Consider the following 17,684-nt stretch of genomic DNA (forward strand, 5'->3'; position numbering starts at 1 on the left):
TCAGAGCGGCACCTGCACCTGCTGCATGATCGAGCGCAGCACGGCGTCGACGGCGACGCCCTCGAGCTCGGCCTCGGGCCGCAGCTGCACCCGGTGCCGCCACACGGGCAGCAGCATCGCCTGCACGTGGTCGGGCGTGAGCGAGTCGTAGCCGGTGAGCCACGCCCACGCCTTCGCGGCCGCGAGCAGCGCCGTGGTGGCGCGCGGGCTCACGCCGAGGCGCATCGAAGGGCTGCGGCGCGTCGCCCTGGCGAGGTCGACGACGTACGCCAGCACGTCGTCGGAGACGCGAACGGATGCCGCGGCGGCACGGGCGGCGGCGAGCTCCTCGGCCCCGAGCACGGGCGTGACCCCCGCGGCGGCGAGGTCGTGCGGGTCGAAGCCGTCGGCGTGCCGGCGCACGAGCGCCACCTCGGCGTCGCGCTCGGGCACCTCGAGCACGAGCTTCATCAGGAACCGGTCGAGCTGCGCCTCAGGGAGCGCGTAGGTGCCCTCGTACTCGATGGGATTCTGCGTGGCGGCGACCATGAACGGGACGGGCAGCGGACGTGTCACCCCGTCGGCCGACACCTGGCGCTCCTCCATGGCCTCGAGGAGCGCCGACTGCGTCTTGGGCGGCGTGCGGTTGATCTCGTCGGCGAGCAGGATGTTCGTGAACACCGGCCCCTCGCGGAAGGCGAACTCGCCCGTACGCGGGTCGTAGGCGAGCGACCCGGTCACGTCGCCCGGCATGAGGTCGGGCGTGAACTGCAGGCGCCGGGTGTCGAGGCGCAGCGTACGGCTGAGCGTGCGCACGAGCAGCGTCTTCGCCACGCCGGGCACGCCCTCGAGCAGCACGTGGCCTCTGGTGAGCAGCGCGATGATGAGCCCGGTCACGGCGCCGTCCTGGCCGACGACGGCCTTGCCGACCTCGGTGCGCACCCGGTTCAGCGCGGCGCGGAGGTCGTCGTCGGTGCTCGGGATGGTGTCGGTCATGCTCGCCTTCCTGTGTGGCGGGAGGGGTCTCGGGGGCCGGGGCGGATCGCCTGTCGCACGTCCTGCTCGAGGTGCTCGAGTCCCAGGGCGAGGTCGACGAACTCGCGGTCGTGCGCGGGTTCGCCGGCGACGAGCAGGTGGGCGACGGATGCCGCGTCACGGCCCGTCGCGATCGCCACGGCCTCGACGACCGAGGTGACCTCGGCCGGTCTCGGCAGCCGCAGCAGCGCGGCGAGCCGCTCGATCGCACCGATGCGGAGCTGGTCGAGCGCATGGGTGCGGGCACCGCTGCGTGCGTAGAGGCGTGCACGGCCCTCGCTCGTCTCACCGGCCGGCACCTGCACCGGCAGCCGCTCGACCACGAGCGGACCGAACCGGCGTCCGCGCCACACGCCCGCGACGACGGCCACGGCGATCGCGAGCACCATGACGGGGCTGACCCAGCCGGGCGTGAGGTCGGCGATGGTGGGCGCGGCCGCCTCGTCGGCGTCGAGGGGTGACGGCAGGTACCAGACGAGTTCGTCGGATGCCCCGAGCAGCCCCAGTGCGAGCGCGGCGTTGCCCTCCTCGTCGATGCGCTCGTTCGTGAAGGCCGTCGTCGCGGCGACGAGCACGAGCTCACCGCCTGCGGCTCCCGGGCCCGCGGCCAGGGCGTAGCCGAAGTCGTCGTCGCGGAAGCAACCCGACCATTCGCCGGCCTGCGCCGCGTCGTCGATCGTGAGCAGGCGCTGCCCGTCGGAGAGGGTGCCGGCGCGCTCGGCCGCCGGCAGGTCGCAGGCGACGTCGTCGAGCGGCCCGCTCGCGGCGCCCGCGAGCCGCACTCCCGGGGCGAGCCGTTCGAGCGCCGAGAAACCGGGCTCGGCGACGACGAGCCGGTCGGCGACGGCCGTGAGATCGTCGAGGCGATCGCCGAGCAGGCCGAACTCGTCGTAGAGGAAGACGGTGGCGCCCGCACGGGCGCGGTCGATCGCCTCGGCGACGGTCGAGGCCTCGGTGACCGTCACGCCCCGGGCGCGGAGCACCTCGACGACTGCCTTGGAGCCGGCCGGGCCCGGGTTGTCGGAACCGAGCGTCGGGCCCGGAGCCCGGACGCCGCCCTGCACGATGAGCAGCACGACGGCGCCGAGCACGAGGGCGCCGGAAATGACGAGCCACGCGCGTCGCTGCCGGAGCCGGGCACGAAGCGTCGGGGTGATCGCGGGTGCGGCCGACGGGGACGCAGTCGTCGACGACGACGGTGACGACGGCGCCGGGGACGTGACGGTCATCGTCGCGGCTCCGCGGCGGCGAGTCCGGCGGATGGTGCCGCGGCAGCGGCATCGGCGTCGAAGCCCGCGGGAACTGCGGCGGAGACGGCGCGCTCGAGCGCGGTCAACGCCTCGTACCGCTCGCGGGATCCACCACGGCCGAGGTAGCGCACGGCGTCGAAGTCGCCGGCGGCCTCGCGCAGCGCGGGTCCGTGCGCGGGGAAGCGTGCGGTTGCGGCATCCGCGACACCCCGCGCCGTGGTGCCGGGATGCACCCGGATGAGGTCGCGCTCGACGAGACCGCGGGCGAGTGCGCGGAATCGCTCCTCGATCGCGAGCGGCCAGTCGCCGGCGGTCGCGGCCGCCGCGGCGGCTCGGCGAAGGGTCGCGAGGTCGCGCCGATCGGCATCGTCGAAGAGCGGGGCCGCGAGCGTCCGCCGTCGCCGGAGCCGCGGGAGGCCGAAGACGAGCAGCGCGATCACGACGAGCGCGGCCACCGCGATGACGGCGAGCAGCCCGAGCAGCGGGCCGGGCAGGCCGGTGGCGCCCTCGAACAGGCTCGCGATCCAGTCGCGGATGGCCTGCATGGCGAGGTCGAAGGCATTCGGCTCGGCGCTGCGGTACTCGGGCTTCGCGAGCTCGTCCTCCAGCCACCGGCGGGCCTCTGGCGCGTCGGGATCCACCGGGACGTCGCCGTGCGGGATCACGACCACGTGGCGGGGCGTTCGCTTCCGGTGGCCGGTGCGCTCGCGACGGGCGCCGCCCCGGCGGGCGCAAGGTAGGGGTCGCCGACGTCGAGGCCCGCCCCGCGGGCCTCGACGTGCCGCTCGAGTTCGAGGTCGAGTCCCTCCTTGCGCATGCGGAGGTCGATGTAGATGACGGCGATCAGCGCCGCCTGCACCACCGCGGTGATGGAACCGATGAGGAGCGAGAGGATGAGCGTCACCACGGTGGTGATGACGGTGATCGTGATCGCGGCCCCGGTACCGGTGGGATCGACGATGAGGGCGAGCAGCGTGCCCACGAGCGACACCGGCTGCACCACGACGTTCGCCGCCACGTTCAGGATGACGGCGACGAGGATGAGCGTTCCGAACGTGCGCCAGTAGAACCCGTCGGTGAGCCGCCACGAGCGACCCATGGCGGCCCGGATGCCGGCCTGTTCGAGCACGATCACGCTCGGCACGAGCGCGAGCTTCACGCCGAGCCAGGCGCCGAGCACCGCGAGGCCGACGCCGAGCAGGATGGCGACACCGATGCCCACCGCGAGCCCGACCGGCGAGATCGAACCGGCCAGGAGCACGATCACGAAGAGCATTGCGAACGCGACGAGCAGCGCCGCGGCCACGAGCAGCGTCCAGCCGATGAGCGGCCAGATGCGCTTCGCCGCCCGGCGCCAGAGGGCGGCGAATCCGAGCCGGTCGCCGAGGGTGCCGGTGGCCACCTCGACGACCATGACGCCCTGCAGGAACGCGCTCGCGACGACGGAGATCGCCATCGGCACGAGCATCAGCAGGATGAGCCCGCCCACCGTGCCGGACAGGATGGCGTCGGCATCGGCCTCGGTGGCGCTCTCGAGCCGGGTGAAGGTCACGATGAAGAAGGGCACGAAGACCGCCGCGGTCGCGACGACCGAGACGAGTTGCACGACGAGTCCGCTGCCGAACGTCGGGGCGGGGTTGCGCCGCAGCGTGCGGAACGGCGCCCAGAGCAGCGTGCCGAATCCGAGCGGCCTGAGCGGGAGGAGCCCGGGCTTGGGCGGCGGCGTCCACGCACCCGGCGGGGGCGAGACCGGAGGAGGCGGGTACGCGCCGTACTCGCCGAACGAGGGGGACGGCGGAGGGCTGTACGCACCCGGGTCTGCGGAGTCGGCCGGCGCGGGCGGGGCATCCGGTCGAGGGGCCTGGGGTGATCCGCCTGGCGCCTGCCACTCGTGATCGGACACCGGTCTGTGCTCCTTCGTGCGGGGGTCCCCCCCATGCTTTCACATTCGGTCGCCCAGCGGTGGTCACCAGGTGGAGTCGCCACGGATCACCGCGTCACTGCCCCCGTCGATGAAGATCACCTGTCCGCAGAGGTGCGCGTTCTCCTCGCTGACGAGCCAGACGAGGAGCTTCGCGGCGTCCTCGGGCTCGAAGAAGCCGTTCAGCGGCATCGGCACCATGCTCGCGAGCGAAGCGCGGGCCTCCTCGGTGTCGGTGTAGCCCGCGACCATCGGGGTGAGCACCACACCCGGCGCGATCGCGTTGAGCGCGATGCCGGCCCCGGCCCACTCCGGCGTCGGGGCGTGGCGGCGGATCCAACGCACCAGGGCGCGCTTGGTCGTCGCGTAGATGAGGCCGCCGTGCTCGGGCGGGCCGGCCTCGAGTTCCGCCGCTCGCGCCATGGCCCGGTCCTCCCGGCCGTCGAGGAGCTCGGCGAGGAGCGCGTCGTCGTGCGGGAGGAGCGAGGCCATCGACGCGGTCGCGACCGCCCGCGGCGCAGCCGACGCGGCGAGCAGTGGTCGCAGCCCTTCGAGGGTCGCGAGCGTCCCGTAGTAGTTCACCGCGACCGTCTTCGCCGTGGGGGTGGCCAGGCCCGCGTTGGCGACGACCCCGTCGACGACACCGCCGCTGCGTGCCGTGACCTCGGTCACGAGCGTCGCCCGACCCTCGGACGTCGACAGGTCGGCATCCACATCCGAGCCGGCCAGGTCGACCCCGATCACGGTCCCACCGCGCTCCTCGAGCAGTGCCTTCGTGGCCCGGCCGATGCCGCTCGCCGCGCCCGTCACCACATACGTCCTCGCCATGTCGTCCTCCTTCGTCGCCGCCGTTCGGCATCATCATCCCGGCACCGGCGGCTGGGCGTCGGGACTTTCGTCCGGCGCCGGTGACCGCACCCGATGCTGACGGCGATGGCGAGGAGAGCGCTTCCACGCGCAACCGCCTCCCGGGAAGGAACGACTACGCTTGGCATACTGATTTCGGCCGCGCGCCCGCGGCGTCGACAGGAATGAACGGATGACTCCACGCGTACTCGTCGTCGACGACGACACGGCCCTCGCCGAGATGATCGGCATCGTGCTGCGCACCGAGGGCTTCGATCCGTCCTTCTGCACCGACGGCACGAGTGCACTGACGACGTTCCGCGAGACGCGCCCCGATCTCGTGCTGCTCGACCTCATGCTCCCCGGCATGGACGGCATCGAGGTCTGCGGGCGCATCCGCGCGGAATCCGGCACTCCGATCATCATGCTCACCGCGAAGAGCGACACCGCCGATGTCGTGAAGGGCCTCGAGTCGGGCGCCGACGACTACATGGTGAAGCCGTTCAACCCCAAGGAGCTCGTCGCCCGCATCCGCACCAGGCTGCGGCCGGCGCCCGACCCCGTCGTCGAGACCCTCGCGATCGGCGACCTCACCATCGACGCCGCCGGCCACGAGGTGCGGCGCGGCGACGAGCGCATCAACCTCACGCCCCTCGAGTTCGACCTGCTGCTCACGCTCGCGTCGAAGCCGCAGCAGGTCTTCACGCGCGAGATGCTCCTCGAGCAGGTGTGGGGCTACCACTACAAGGCCGACACCAGGCTCGTGAACGTGCACGTGCAGCGGCTGCGTGCGAAGGTCGAGCACGACCCCGACAACCCGCGCATCGTCATGACCGTGCGCGGGGTCGGCTACCGGGCCGGCACGACGACGTAGGCCAGCGGATGTCTCCGGCCGCCGACGCCCCCTCCCTCTTCGCCGCCGGATCGTGGCGCGAGTTCCCGCGCCGCCTGGCGACGCTGTGGCGCCGGTCGCTGCAGTTCCGCACGGTCATCATCACGCTGGGGCTGTCGGGGCTCGCGATCCTCCTCATCGGCCTGTACATCTCGTTCAGCATCGCGTCCAACCTGTTCCAGGACGAGCGCGAGCGGGCGCTGGAGGCGTCGAACAACGCCACCGCCGCGGCGCAGGGCCTCGTCGAGTCGTCCGACGCCTCCGACCGTGGTTCGTTGCAGCTGCTCATGAACGGCCTGAAGGTCACCATCTCGAGCGTCTCGGGCAGCACCGACTTCGCGATCTTCCGCCACCCGGATGCCCCGGTGAACTCCAATGCGCCGCCGGGCGCGCGCAGCCCGAGGCTCGGCGGCGACATCATCACCGACGACCTGCGCGCGCAGGTGCAGGCGGACCCCGACGGACAGTACTGGCAGTCGGTCGCCCTGCCCGACCCCGACGACGACACCGTGCCGGGGATCATCGTCGGCAGCACGCTCGACGTCAAGGGCGCCGGGCGCTACGAGATCTACATCGGCTACGACCTCACCGAGGCGGAGCAGACGCTGGCGTTCATGCAGCTCACGGGCATCATCGGAGCCGCGGCGCTCCTCGCCCTGCTCAGCGTCATCACGCTCATCGTGGTGCGCTGGGTGATCGAGCCGATCCGCACCACCGCGGCCACGAGCCGGCGGCTGGCCGCCGGCGACCTCGGGGTGCGCATGCCCGTGCGCGGTGAAGACGAACTCGCGACGCTCGCGGCGTCCTTCAACGGCATGGCCGACAGCCTGCAGGCGCGCATCCGCGAGCTGGCGGAGCTCTCGGTCGTGCAGCAGCGCTTCGTCTCCGACGTCTCGCACGAGCTCCGCACGCCGCTCACGACGATCCGGCTCGCGGGCGACGTGCTCTACGGGCAGCGTGATGACTTCCCGCCGCCCACCGCGCGCACCGTGGAGCTCCTGCACACGCAGACCGATCGGTTCGAGCGGCTGCTCGGCGACCTGCTCGAGATCAGCCGGTACGACGCGGGCTCGGTGACCCTCGCGACCGAGCCGACCAACCTCGTGCACCTCGCGGGCGACGCGATCGAGTCGATGTACGAGCTCGCCCGCGACCGGGGGAGCGAGCTCCGGCTCGTCGCCCCCGGCGGCCACCTCGAGGCCGAGGTCGACCCGCGTCGCATCCGGCGGATCGTGCGCAACCTGCTCGGCAACGCCATCGAGCACGGGGAGGGGCGGCCCATCGTGGTCTCCGTCGACAGCAACGAGTCCGCGATCGCGCTCTCGGTGCGCGACTACGGCATGGGCATGACCGAGGAGGAGGCGGCACGCGTGTTCGACCGATTCTGGCGCGCCGACCCGAGCCGCACGCGAACGATCGGCGGCACGGGCCTCGGCCTCGCGATCTCGCTCGAGGACGCCGTCGCGCACGGGGGCACGCTCGACGTCTGGTCGCGCCCCGATGAGGGCACGGTGTTCCGGCTGACGCTGCCGCGGTCGGCGGCGGTCTCGACGCTCGTCTCGCCGCTTCCGCTCGAGCCCGAGGATGCCGGTGCCCAGGGGCCGCCGCCCACGGAGTCGATCGGCTCCGTCGAGCCCGAGACCGTCGTGGCGGACGACCGTGAGACCGATTCCCAGGGGGTTCGCGATGCGTAGGCGCGTAGTGGCGGCCTCCGTGGCCCTCGTGTGCCTCGTGCTCACCGGATGCGCGTCCATTCCGGATTCCGGCGGCGTGCAGCGCGGGGACCCTGCGCCCGCCGACCCCGTCGACCTCGACATCCTGGCGCAGCCCCCCGCGGAGGGCGCCACCCAGGAGCAGATCCTCGACGGCTTCATCATCGCGGCGCAGAGCCCTCGGAACAACTACGAGGTGGCGCGCGAGTACCTCACCCAGGCGTTCGCCGAGGAGTGGGATCCCGGCGATGGAGCCACCATCGACGTCCTCGGCGAACGGGACGTCGAGACGGTCGACGAGACCACGCTCCGCCTCGAGGTGACGCCGGCCGCGGCGCTCGGCGGCAACGGGCAGTACGAGGAGCCCGAATCGCGCACACCCATCCCGTTCCAGTACTCCTTCGAGCAGGTCGACGGGGAGTGGCGCATCTCGGCCGCGCCGCCCGGCATCGTCATCGACGAGGTCAGCTTCACGGGCGTGTTCCGCTCGTATGAGCTGTACTTCTTCGACCCGAGCTACCGGTACCTGGTGCCCGATGTCCGCTGGTTCGCCGGTCGGGAGTCGGCGCAGACGAGCATCGTGCGCTCGCTCATCGCGGGCCCGGCGGAGTGGCTGAAGCCGGGCGTCGTCTCGGCGTTCCCCGAAGGAGTGCAGCTCACCCCGGCAGCCGTGACCGTCGCCGGGGAGACGGCGTGGGTCTCGCTCACCGGCGCCGGGCTCGGCGACCTGCGAACCGCGCAGCGCATCCAGGCCCAGCTGGAGGAGAGCCTCATCGGCGTGCGCACCATCGAACAGGTCGACCTCGCCCTGAACGGCGCCGACGCCGACCCTCCCGACCTGACCGACCCGCGGCCCGAGCCGAACCCTCGCGTCGATCCCCGTACCGTGGTCTTCGACGGTCAGACGTTCGGTCACCTCGCGACCTCGGGCGAGCGCATCGAGCCCATCCCCGGGCTGTCCGAACAGGTGGCGACGCTGGTTCCGAGCGGCGCTGCCCTGGGTCCCGGCGGCGAGTCGGCGGCGATCCGGACCGCCGAGGGGGTGTCGCTCCTGCGCGTGGACGAGGACCCGGTGCCGCTCGATCCGCGGGCGAATCCCGTGGTCCCCGCCATCGACGGCGCCGGATTCGTGTGGTCGGTTCCCGCGGACGCACCTGACCAGTTGGCGTGGTACGCCCCCGATGGGACGTCCGAGCAGGTGGACGCGCCCTGGACGGGCACGGCGATCGCGGCGATCGAGGTCTCGCGTGATGCGACCCGCATCGTCGCACTGCTCGCCGACGGCGTGCGAACGAACTTCGTCGCGGCCTCGATCCAACGGGACACCGACGGCAAGCCCATCGCACTGAGCCCGATCGCGCTGCGCCTCGACGACCTCGACGGCACCCCGCTCGACGTCGCTTGGCTCGATGCCAGCACGGTCGCGTCGCTCACCCGGCTCGCCGACGGCACGACCCGCATCGTCACGCAGGAGCTCGGCGGCTTCGCGCGTCGGTTCGACGGACCCGCGGGCGGCGTGGCGATCGACGGCGGCAACAACGATCTCCGGGCGCTCACCGCCGACGGCGAGCTCGTCGTGCGCAGCGGCGTCGGCTGGCAGGTGCGCGCGACGGGCATCCGCTTCATCGCGTCGCAGGAACCCGGCTGAGCGACCCGTCCTCCACCGTCGTCGCGCACGCATGCGGTCGCACCGACGCGGCCGTCTGCGGCGTCGCGATCCGGCGGCCGAGTCACCCTCGAGCGTATGACGTGGTCGAACGCCGTCGCCGATGCGCTCGGGGTCGTCCTGCCGGTCACGTGCGTCGGCTGCGGCGCCGTCGATCGGTCGGTGTGCCGAGCGTGCCGCCCGCGGCTCCTCGGCGATCCGCGGCTCGTCGAACGCCCGGGACTCACCGCGTGGGCGTCGCTCCGCTACGAGGGCGAGGTGGCGAGCGCGATCGGGGCGTTCAAGGACGGCGGGCGAACGGATGCCGCCACGACGCTTGCGCGGGCGCTGCGGGCCGTGATCGTGCCGGCGCTCGCCGGCCTGCCGTCCGGCTCGACCGAGGTCTGCACCGTGCCGTCCACGCCGGCCGCCATGCGCGCGCGCGGCTACGCACCGGTGGAGCTCCTGCTGGCGCGCAGCGGCATCCGCTCATCGAGGGTGCTGCGACTCACCCGGGCCCATGAGGACCAGGCCGGCCTGGGCGCCGCAGCTCGCCGGGCCAACGCCGATGGGGCGCTCGAGGCCCGAGGAGGGCTCACTCGGCGGCGATTCCTGCTCGTCGACGACGTGCTCACCACGGGCTCGACGCTCGCCGAGGCGCGGCGTGCGGTGACGGCGGCCGGGGGGTCCGTCGTCGCGATCGCGGTGCTCGCGGAGACCCCGCTGCGGCGCCCGCCGGTCGTCTCCCGGCTCACGGGAAACTCTCCGTGACAATGCCCGGTCTGGGGGCTACGGTGGCAGGACAGGCGTGGTCGATCCACCCTTCCAGACCCGGGTGACACGCCGGTAGATGGAGGTCGTCATGGAATTGAACATCGTCGGACGAAACCTGGGGGTCACCGACCGATTCCGCGCCTACGCGGCCGAGAAGTCGGAGAAGATCGCCAGCCTCGCCGAACGAGCCATCTCCCTCGACGTGAAAGTCACCCGGCACAACGAGAAGAACGGGAACAACAACGGCCTCGATCGCGTCGAACTGACGCTCGTCGGCAAGGGGCCCCTGGTGCGGGCGGAAGCCGACGGCACCGACAAGTACGCCGCGTTCGACGTCGCCCTCGGGCGGATGCTCGAGCGCATCCGTCGCGCAAAGGATCGTCGCAAGGTCCATCGTGGGCAACGCCGCCCGACGTCGCTGCGCGAGGCCACCGACCTCGGGTTCAGCGAGGTCGGCGTGCAGGCTGCCGCCCCTGAGGTGATCGAGCAGGTGCGCACCGGCAGCATTCCCGTCATCGAGGAGCAGCAGCCTGCTGCCGAGGAGGAGGACGAGTACTGTCCGGTGGTCATCCGCCGCAAGGTGTTCGCCTCGAACCCGATGACCGTCGACGACGCGCTCTACTACATGGAGCTCGTCGGACATGACTTCTACCTCTTCGTGGACTCCGAGACCGGCCGGCCGAGTGTCGTGTACCGGCGCAAGGGGTGGGACTACGGCCTCATCGGCCTCGATGAGCAGGCCGACGCGGAGTCCGGCCCGTCGGAGCCGCGACTCGAGCGCGTCACGGCCTGACGCGACATCCGCTCGGTTCACCGGTGGGCACGGACGTCGGTCCGTGCCCACCGGCATGTCGGTTCCACCCGGCGTTCTCGCCGCCCGCGCCCAGCCTGCTGGCCGCTAGCATGGCTATGATGACCGTCTGCACGGCGGTACCGGGTGCGCCCGGGGGTTCCGACCGAGGACGCCCCAAACAAGAGGCGTGGCGCCCGACGACTACAGGAGAACATTCGTGGCTTCGATTCTGGAAAAGGTCCTCCGCGTCGGCGAGGGCCGAACCCTCAAGCGACTGGAGAACTACGCGGCGGCGGTGAACGCCCTCGAAGACGACTTCCAGGCCCTCAGCGACGATGAGCTCAAGCACGAGACCGTGGAGCTCCGCGAGCGCTACGCCAACGGGGAGTCCCTCGACGACCTGCTGCCCGAGGCGTTCGCCGCCGTCCGCGAGGCGAGCCGACGCACCCTCGGCCTCCGGCACTTCGACGTCCAGCTCATGGGCGGCGCGGCTCTGCACCTCGGCAACATCGCGGAGATGAAGACCGGTGAGGGCAAGACGCTCGTCGCGACGACGGCCGCCTACCTCAACGCCCTCACCAGCCGGGGCGTGCACATCGTCACGGTCAACGACTTCCTGGCGAGCTACCAGTCGGAGCTGATGGGCCGTGTCTTCCGCGCGCTCGGCATGACCACCGGATGCATCCTCGCCGGTCAGACCCCGGCCGTGCGCCGTGAGCAGTACGCCGCCGACATCACCTACGGCACGAACAACGAGTTCGGCTTCGACTACCTGCGCGACAACATGGCGTGGCAGGCGTCCGACATGGTGCAGCGCGGCCACAACTTCGCCATCGTCGACGAGGTGGACTCGATCCTCATCGACGAGGCGCGCACCCCGCTCATCATCTCCGGGCCCGCCTCCGGCGAGGCGAACCGCTGGTTCACCGAGTTCGCCAATCTCGCCAAGCGGCTCGTGCCCGGCGAGGACTACGAGGTCGACGAGAAGAAGCGCACCGTCGGGGTGCTCGAGCCCGGCATCGAGAAGGTCGAGGACTACCTCGGCATCGACAACCTCTACGAGTCCGCGAACACTCCGCTCATCTCGTTCCTGAACAACTCGATCAAGGCGAAGGCCCTCTTCAAGCGCGACAAGGACTACGTCGTCATGAACGGCGAGGTGCTCATCGTCGACGAGCACACCGGGCGCATCCTCGTCGGCCGCCGCTACAACGAGGGCATCCACCAGGCCATCGAGGCGAAGGAGGGTGTGCAGGTCAAGGCCGAGAACCAGACCCTCGCGACCGTCACGCTGCAGAACTACTTCCGTCTCTACGACAAGCTCTCGGGCATGACGGGTACGGCCGAGACCGAGGCCGCCGAGTTCATGTCCACCTACAAGCTCGGTGTCGTCCCCATCCCGACGAACCGGCCGATGATCCGCATCGACCAGCCCGACCTCGTCTACAAGAACGAGGAGTCGAAGTTCGCGCAGGTCGTCGAGGACATCGTGGAGCGCCACCGTAAGGGGCAGCCGGTACTCGTCGGCACGACGAGCGTCGAGAAGAGCGAGTACCTGTCGCGCCTGCTCGCGAAGAAGGGCGTGCGGCACGAGGTGCTCAACGCCAAGAACCACGCGCGTGAGGCGGCGATCGTGGCGCAGGCCGGTCGCCACGGCGCCGTGACCGTCGCCACCAACATGGCCGGTCGAGGAACCGACATCATGCTCGGCGGCAACGCCGAGTTCATCGCGGTGCAGCGCATGCACGAGCGTGGGCTCAGCCCGGTCGACACGCCCGAGGAGTACGAGGCCGCGTGGGACGAGGTGTTCGAGCAGGTCAAGGCCGAGATCGCGATCGAGGCCGAGAAGGTCCTCGCCGCGGGCGGGCTGTACGTGCTCGGAACCGAGCGGCACGAGTCCCGCCGCATCGACAACCAGCTGCGCGGGCGCTCGGGCCGTCAGGGCGACCCCGGCGAGAGCCGTTTCTACCTGTCGCTCACCGACGACCTCATGCGGCTGTTCAACGCCGGCGCCGCCGAGAGCATCATGTCCCGCGGCGTCCCCGACGACGTGGCCATCGAGTCGAAGGTGGTCACCCGGGCCATCCGCTCGGCGCAGTCGCAGGTCGAGGCCCGCAACGCGGAGATCCGCAAGAACGTGCTGAAGTACGATGACGTCCTCAACCGCCAGCGCGAGGCCATCTACAGCGACCGTCGGCACATCCTCCAGGGCGACGACCTGCACGAGCGCACGCAGACGTTCCTCGAGAACGTCATCGACGAGGTGCTCGACGCGCACACCGCCGAGGGCAGCCCCGACGAGTGGGACTTCGACGCGCTCTGGACCGAGCTGAAGACGCTCTACCCGATCGGCATCACGATCGACGAGGTGGTCGCCGAGGCCGGCGAGAAGGGCCGCGTGAACCGCGACTTCATCCGGCGCGAGATCCTCTCCGACGCGAAGCTCGCCTACCAGCGCCGCGAGCAGCAGTTGGGCAGCCCGGCGATGCGCGAGCTCGAGCGCCGAGTCGTGCTCTCGGTCATCGATCGTCGCTGGCGCGACCACCTCTACGAGATGGACTACCTGAAGGACGGGATCGGCCTTCGTGCCATGGCCCAGCGCGACCCGCTCGTCGAGTACCAGCGCGAGGGCTACGCGATGTTCCAGCAGATGATGGGCTCGATCCGCGAGGAGACGATCGGCTTCCTCTTCAACCTCGAGGTCGAGGTCGCTCCGCAGGCCGGAGCCGGGGCCACGATCGAGGCGAAGGGACTCAACCGGCAGGCCACCCCCGACGAACGACTCAGCTACTCCGCGCCGAGCGATTCCGGCGGCGTCGAGGTGCGCAACCAACGGGGCCAGGTGCAGCAGGCGGCGACCGAGCGCGCGCGCCGCGCCGTCGCGCAGGCGCAGGCGCCGGCCGCGGCGCCCCAGGTCGAGCCGGCGCGCGGGGCGTTCGGTCAGCGCACGAGCGGTGAGGGAGCGCAGCCGGCCCCGCAGAACCGCGCCGAGCGCCGCGCGCAGGAGCGCAAGGGGCGCTGACTCGCGCCCACGGGTCCGGCCGGCCCGCGCCACCCGCGCCCGCGCCGACCTCCCGCGCCAGTTCGGCGCCCTCTGCGCCACTTCAAGTGGCGCAGAGGGCGCGGACGTGGCGCGGCGTCGCGCGCTGATGCGCGGACGTGGCGCGGCGTCGCGCGCTGATGCGCGGACGTGGCGCGGCGTCGCGGGAGGGATGCGCGGACGGGCCGCGGCGTCGCGGGAGGGATGCGCGGTGCGGCGGCCGAGATCGCTCAGAGCACGCTGATCGCGCTCGCGCGCCAGCGCTGGTCGAGACCTTCGAGGCGAATGGCGACGGCACGCGACCTCGGCCGCTGGTGCACCATGACGACCGCCTCGAGGATGCCGTCGGCGGGCTCGCAGGTCAGCACGTTGCCGATCGTGAAGGCCGGACGTCGGGGGGCCTGGCCCTTCACCCGGCGCGCCCGCGCCGCGAGCACGACGCGCTTCGACAGGTTGCGGTAGACATCGTCGGTGACCCAGCGAGCGAGCTGGTCGAGGTCGCGGGCGCCGGCGAGCACCTCGATGACGCAGTGCGTGAGGTTGCGCAGCAGCGGCTCGGGGTCGGGCAGCTCGCTGCGGCGCGTCGGCTGCCGGCCGAAGTAGTCGTCATCGTCGTCGAGGAACGGCAGGCTGGAACCTCGTGCGACTGGGCGTGCAACGGCAGGGCGTGCGGTCATCTGTGCTCCATGAGGGTGAGCGACGGCGGTTCGGCCGACGACGGAATCACCCCCGATCGGGGGACGTTCGGGGGATCCCGGAGTGAACGGTATTCAGGGGCCCGGATGGTGTCAAGGAAATTCCTCGCCTGTGGAGAACGAACGTCCCTCGCCACGGCCCGGGGTAACGTGCCCGCATGCGCTGGGACCTGCTGTTCGACGACCTCGAGTCGCAGCTGGACCAGGAACAGCGAGACGAGGAACGAGCGCTCGCCCTCGAGGAGGAGCGTCTCCGACTCGGTCGCCTCGTGCTGCGCGATCGACTCGCCGCCATGGCGGCGGCGGCGGGGGAGGACCACTCGGCCACCGTCCGCGTCGAGCTCCGCGGGGGTCGCCTGCTCGAGCTCCGACCGCTGTCCTTCGGCCGCGACTGGATGAGCGCCGCGGTGCGCCCGGGCGGGAGCCGGCAGGGTCAGTGCATCGTGCCGCTGGGTGCGATCGCCGCGATCCTGCCGACGCCCGCGCAGCTCGAGGTGAGTCTCCTCCCGGCGGGCGAGCCGGCCACCCGGCTCGCCGAGCGCATCGGGCTCACCTTCGTGCTGCGCGACCTGTGCCGACGCCGCATGCCCGTGCACCTCACCACCGAGGACAGCCGAGTGCACGGCACCATCGACCGGGTCGCTCGAGACCATCTCGACCTCGCGGTTCACGAGCCCGGCGTACCGCGCCGCGATCGCGAGGTGCGCAGCTCGCGCATCGTTCCGCTCGAACGCGTGCTGGTCGTCGACTTCGGATGAACCGAGGCCCGACTCAGTCGACCGTGCGAAGCCGACCCGACCTGGCGCCCGAGAGCTCGAGGACGTTCGCGAACTCGCCCTGGTTCCAGAGCGCGTGCCGCCGGGTCTGCTCGTACTGTTCCTCGATCCAGACCTCGAGCTGGGTGCGCTCGACCCGCCAGGGACCGGAGGTGCCGACGCGAATGGCGGGGAGCTCGCCCGTCCGGATCAGGTCGTCCACGGTCTGGACGTCGACGGCGAGCAGCTCCGCCGCGTCGGCGACGGTGAGGAACCGGCCGATCTCGTCGCCAGGGCCGTGTGGGGTCATGTGTTCGATTATCGACCCGGGACGAAGAGGCGATCGCGGGTGTGGATAACTTCGAGGCATCCTCTCGGTTTCGCGTCACGATTGAGCCCGGCGCGAGCGCGCGTCGTCTGGAAGGAGCACGATGGCCCGTCGACCCGAGCGAACCGATCGGGGCGCCGTTCGGCTCGACCCGCGTCTGCTCATCGGCATCGTGCTCGTCGCCGGGTCCACCACCGGCGTGTGGGCCCTCGTCGACGGTCTCGACGACTCGGCGGCGACGTACGCGGCGAGAGACACGCTGACACCGGGCACGCGCATCGCGGCCGACGATCTCGAGGTCGTGTCGGTGCGCCTCGCCCCGCGCTCCGAGCACTACCTGACGCCCGACGACCTGCCCGAGGGCGGGCTCGTGGTCGTGCGCACGATCGAGGCCGGCGAGCTCGTGCCCGACTCGGCGGTCGACACCGTCGACCGAGCGGGGCTCGCGACGGTCGTCGTGTCGAGCCGGGCGGCGCTGCCGGGCAGCGTCGGCCCGGGCGCGACCGTCGACGTCTGGGCGGCGCACGGCGCCGACCGCGACGCCTACGAGCCGCCCACGGTGCTCGTGGCCGGCGCCGAGATCGCGGCCGTGCAGGAGCCCGAGGGCATGGTGGACACCGGTGGTCCGTCGGTCGAGCTCCTCGTTCCGCGCGAGAAGGTCGCCGCACTGCTGGAGGCGCTCGCGGCGGGCGACGTCATCGACCTCGTCCCGGCTCGCCCGGGCACCGACTGATGGCGCGCCTCGCGATCGCGCTCGACCCGGCGACCGAAGACCGCCTGCTCGCCGACGTCGTCGAGCACGGGCACGTCATCGTGGCGCGACTGCTGGGGTGGCGCGACGTGCTCGGCAACCTCGACGTGCTCGCACCCGAGGTGGTGCTCGTCGGCGCCGGTCGCGACACCCTGAGCGCCGAGCTGCTCGCCGCATGCGACGAGCGGGGCATCCGGCTCGTCGCCCTCGCCGCCGGCGACGCCGAACGCGCGCACGCCGCGCAGCTCGGCCTGCACGAGGTGCTCGACCGTGCCGCGAGCTGGGCCGAGATCGAGCCGATGGTGAGCGGCGGGGTCGTCGCCGTGCCCTCCCGCATCGGCGACGCCTCCCCGCGAGCCCCGCGCGCAGCATCCGTCGTCGCGGTCTGGGGGCCGGCCGGAGCCCCCGGCCGTACGACCGTCGCGGTGAACCTCGCCGCCGAGATCGCAGCGGCGGGCCACTCCGTCGCGCTCGTCGACGCCGACCCCTACGGGGGCACCGTCGCGCCGCTCCTCGGGCTCCTCGACGAAGCGCCGGGATTCGCCTCGGCGTGCCGCCTCGCCGGTGGAGGCGCGCTCGATCGTGCCGAGCTCGAACGCATCGCCCAGCGCTACTCGGCCCCGCGCGCCTCGTTCGACGTGTTCACCGGTCTCGTGGGCCCGAGCCGATGGCCCGAGCTGTCGTCGGAGCGCGTGACCACGAGCCTCGAGGTGATCCGCGCCTGGGCGGAGTACGTCGTGATCGATACGGGATTCAGCCTGGAGCGCGACGAGGAGCTCACGAGCGACCAGTTCGCGCCACGCCGGAACGCGGCGACCTTCGCCGCGCTGGCTGCCGCCGATCGCGTCGTCGCGGTGGGGCTCGCCGACCCGGTGGGCCTCTCCCGGCTCCTGCGGGGGCACGGCGAGCTCGTCGACCACGTCGAGCCCGAGCGCATCGAGGTCATGGTGAACCGGGTGCGCACGAGCGCCCTCGGCATCGACGCGCACGCGCAGGTGCGGCAGACGCTCCGCCGTTTCGCGGGTATCAGCGAGGCGACGATGCTGCCGCACGACGGGCGAGCGGCCGACGCGGCGATCCTCACCGCCCGCACGCTCCGCGACGCGGCCCCGCGCAGCCCGCTCCGCGCCGCACTCCGCGACTACGTGCTCGACCGGGTGCTGCCGGTGCCCGAGGCCGCCCGGCGTCGTGTCCTCCGATTCGTCCCCGTGCGGCGCGCCGAGCCGAGCCGAGCCGCAGGGTGAGCGCAGCGGCATCCGCCCTTCGGG

16 protein-coding genes are annotated in these 17,684 nt (G+C 72.0%); 9 read left to right on the forward strand and 7 right to left on the reverse strand.

Annotation, left to right across the window (positions count from 1 at the left end):
• The 5 genes from ACVFI9_RS06660 to ACVFI9_RS06680 all read right to left on the reverse strand — a co-directional run bounded on the left by ACVFI9_RS06660 (window position 1) and on the right by ACVFI9_RS06680 (window position 5,013).
• Window positions 1-975: an AAA family ATPase gene (locus ACVFI9_RS06660; protein ID WP_474765264.1), complete on the reverse strand. Its 975-nt coding sequence runs from the start codon at window positions 973-975 to the stop codon at window positions 1-3.
• The gene (locus tag ACVFI9_RS06665; RefSeq protein ID WP_474765265.1) at window positions 972-2,243 is read right to left on the reverse strand and encodes a DUF4350 domain-containing protein; all 1,272 of its coding nucleotides are present in this window, start codon (window positions 2,241-2,243) and stop codon (window positions 972-974) included. The genes ACVFI9_RS06660 and ACVFI9_RS06665 overlap by 4 nt, the downstream gene beginning before the upstream one ends.
• Window positions 2,240-2,935, reverse strand: coding sequence for a DUF4129 domain-containing protein (locus ACVFI9_RS06670; RefSeq protein WP_474765266.1), 696 nt, complete (start codon window positions 2,933-2,935; stop codon window positions 2,240-2,242). The genes ACVFI9_RS06665 and ACVFI9_RS06670 overlap by 4 nt, the downstream gene beginning before the upstream one ends.
• Window positions 2,926-4,167, reverse strand: coding sequence for a hypothetical protein (locus ACVFI9_RS06675; RefSeq protein ID WP_474765267.1), 1,242 nt, complete (start codon window positions 4,165-4,167; stop codon window positions 2,926-2,928). Before ACVFI9_RS06675 ends, ACVFI9_RS06670 begins: the two co-directional genes overlap by 10 nt.
• A gap of 63 nt (window positions 4,168-4,230) precedes the next feature.
• Window positions 4,231-5,013, reverse strand: a complete 783-nt coding sequence (locus tag ACVFI9_RS06680; protein ID WP_474765268.1) for an SDR family oxidoreductase — start codon at window positions 5,011-5,013, stop codon at window positions 4,231-4,233.
• A 211-nt stretch (window positions 5,014-5,224) separates the two neighbouring features.
• On the opposite strand from ACVFI9_RS06680, the gene mtrA reads away from it, so the two are divergent.
• The 6 genes from mtrA to secA all read left to right on the forward strand — a co-directional run bounded on the left by mtrA (window position 5,225) and on the right by secA (window position 13,869).
• Window positions 5,225-5,905 (forward strand): MtrAB system response regulator MtrA, encoded by a 681-nt coding sequence (gene mtrA / locus ACVFI9_RS06685; protein WP_474765269.1) that lies wholly within the window; start codon window positions 5,225-5,227, stop codon window positions 5,903-5,905.
• Between the two features lie 8 nt (window positions 5,906-5,913).
• The gene (gene mtrB, locus ACVFI9_RS06690) at window positions 5,914-7,617 is read left to right on the forward strand and encodes an MtrAB system histidine kinase MtrB (RefSeq protein WP_474765270.1); all 1,704 of its coding nucleotides are present in this window, start codon (window positions 5,914-5,916) and stop codon (window positions 7,615-7,617) included.
• Window positions 7,610-9,283 carry an LpqB family beta-propeller domain-containing protein gene (locus ACVFI9_RS06695; RefSeq protein WP_474765271.1) on the forward strand — a complete coding sequence of 558 codons (1,674 nt, stop codon included), beginning with the start codon at window positions 7,610-7,612 and terminating at the stop codon, window positions 9,281-9,283. The genes mtrB and ACVFI9_RS06695 overlap by 8 nt, the downstream gene beginning before the upstream one ends.
• A 96-nt stretch (window positions 9,284-9,379) precedes the next feature.
• Window positions 9,380-10,051 carry a ComF family protein gene (locus ACVFI9_RS06700; RefSeq protein WP_474765272.1) on the forward strand — a complete coding sequence of 224 codons (672 nt, stop codon included), beginning with the start codon at window positions 9,380-9,382 and terminating at the stop codon, window positions 10,049-10,051.
• Window positions 10,052-10,142: 91 nt separating this feature from the next.
• Window positions 10,143-10,847, forward strand: a complete 705-nt coding sequence (gene hpf, locus ACVFI9_RS06705; RefSeq protein ID WP_474765273.1) for a ribosome hibernation-promoting factor, HPF/YfiA family — start codon at window positions 10,143-10,145, stop codon at window positions 10,845-10,847.
• A 217-nt stretch (window positions 10,848-11,064) separates the two neighbouring features.
• On the forward strand, window positions 11,065-13,869 hold the full coding sequence (gene secA, locus ACVFI9_RS06710) for a preprotein translocase subunit SecA (protein ID WP_474765274.1): 2,805 nt from the start codon (window positions 11,065-11,067) through the stop codon (window positions 13,867-13,869).
• Window positions 13,870-14,117: 248 nt separating this feature from the next.
• Here the strand turns inward: secA and ACVFI9_RS06715 are convergent, their stop codons facing one another.
• On the reverse strand, window positions 14,118-14,564 hold the full coding sequence (locus ACVFI9_RS06715; RefSeq protein WP_474765275.1) for an Rv3235 family protein: 447 nt from the start codon (window positions 14,562-14,564) through the stop codon (window positions 14,118-14,120).
• A gap of 176 nt (window positions 14,565-14,740) precedes the next feature.
• Here ACVFI9_RS06715 and ACVFI9_RS06720 point away from each other — a divergent pair, with 176 nt between their 5' ends.
• Window positions 14,741-15,340, forward strand: a complete 600-nt coding sequence (locus tag ACVFI9_RS06720) for a hypothetical protein (protein ID WP_474765276.1) — start codon at window positions 14,741-14,743, stop codon at window positions 15,338-15,340.
• 13 nt (window positions 15,341-15,353) lie between these two features.
• Here ACVFI9_RS06720 and ACVFI9_RS06725 read toward each other — a convergent pair whose 3' ends face one another.
• A complete protein-coding gene (locus ACVFI9_RS06725) occupies window positions 15,354-15,647 on the reverse strand; it encodes a helix-turn-helix domain-containing protein (protein ID WP_474765277.1) in 294 nt (97 codons plus the stop codon).
• 121 nt (window positions 15,648-15,768) lie between these two features.
• Between ACVFI9_RS06725 and ACVFI9_RS06730 the strand changes: the two genes are divergently transcribed.
• Both ACVFI9_RS06730 and ACVFI9_RS06735 read left to right on the forward strand, forming a co-directional pair.
• A complete protein-coding gene (locus ACVFI9_RS06730; RefSeq protein ID WP_474765278.1) occupies window positions 15,769-16,398 on the forward strand; it encodes an SAF domain-containing protein in 630 nt (209 codons plus the stop codon).
• Window positions 16,398-17,660: a CpaE/TadZ family protein gene (locus ACVFI9_RS06735; protein WP_474765279.1), complete on the forward strand. Its 1,263-nt coding sequence runs from the start codon at window positions 16,398-16,400 to the stop codon at window positions 17,658-17,660. The genes ACVFI9_RS06730 and ACVFI9_RS06735 overlap by 1 nt, the downstream gene beginning before the upstream one ends.
• The last annotated feature ends 24 nt before the right edge of the window (window positions 17,661-17,684 follow it).

The sequence above is a fragment of the Agromyces sp. NSFZ genome, assembly GCF_056156205.1.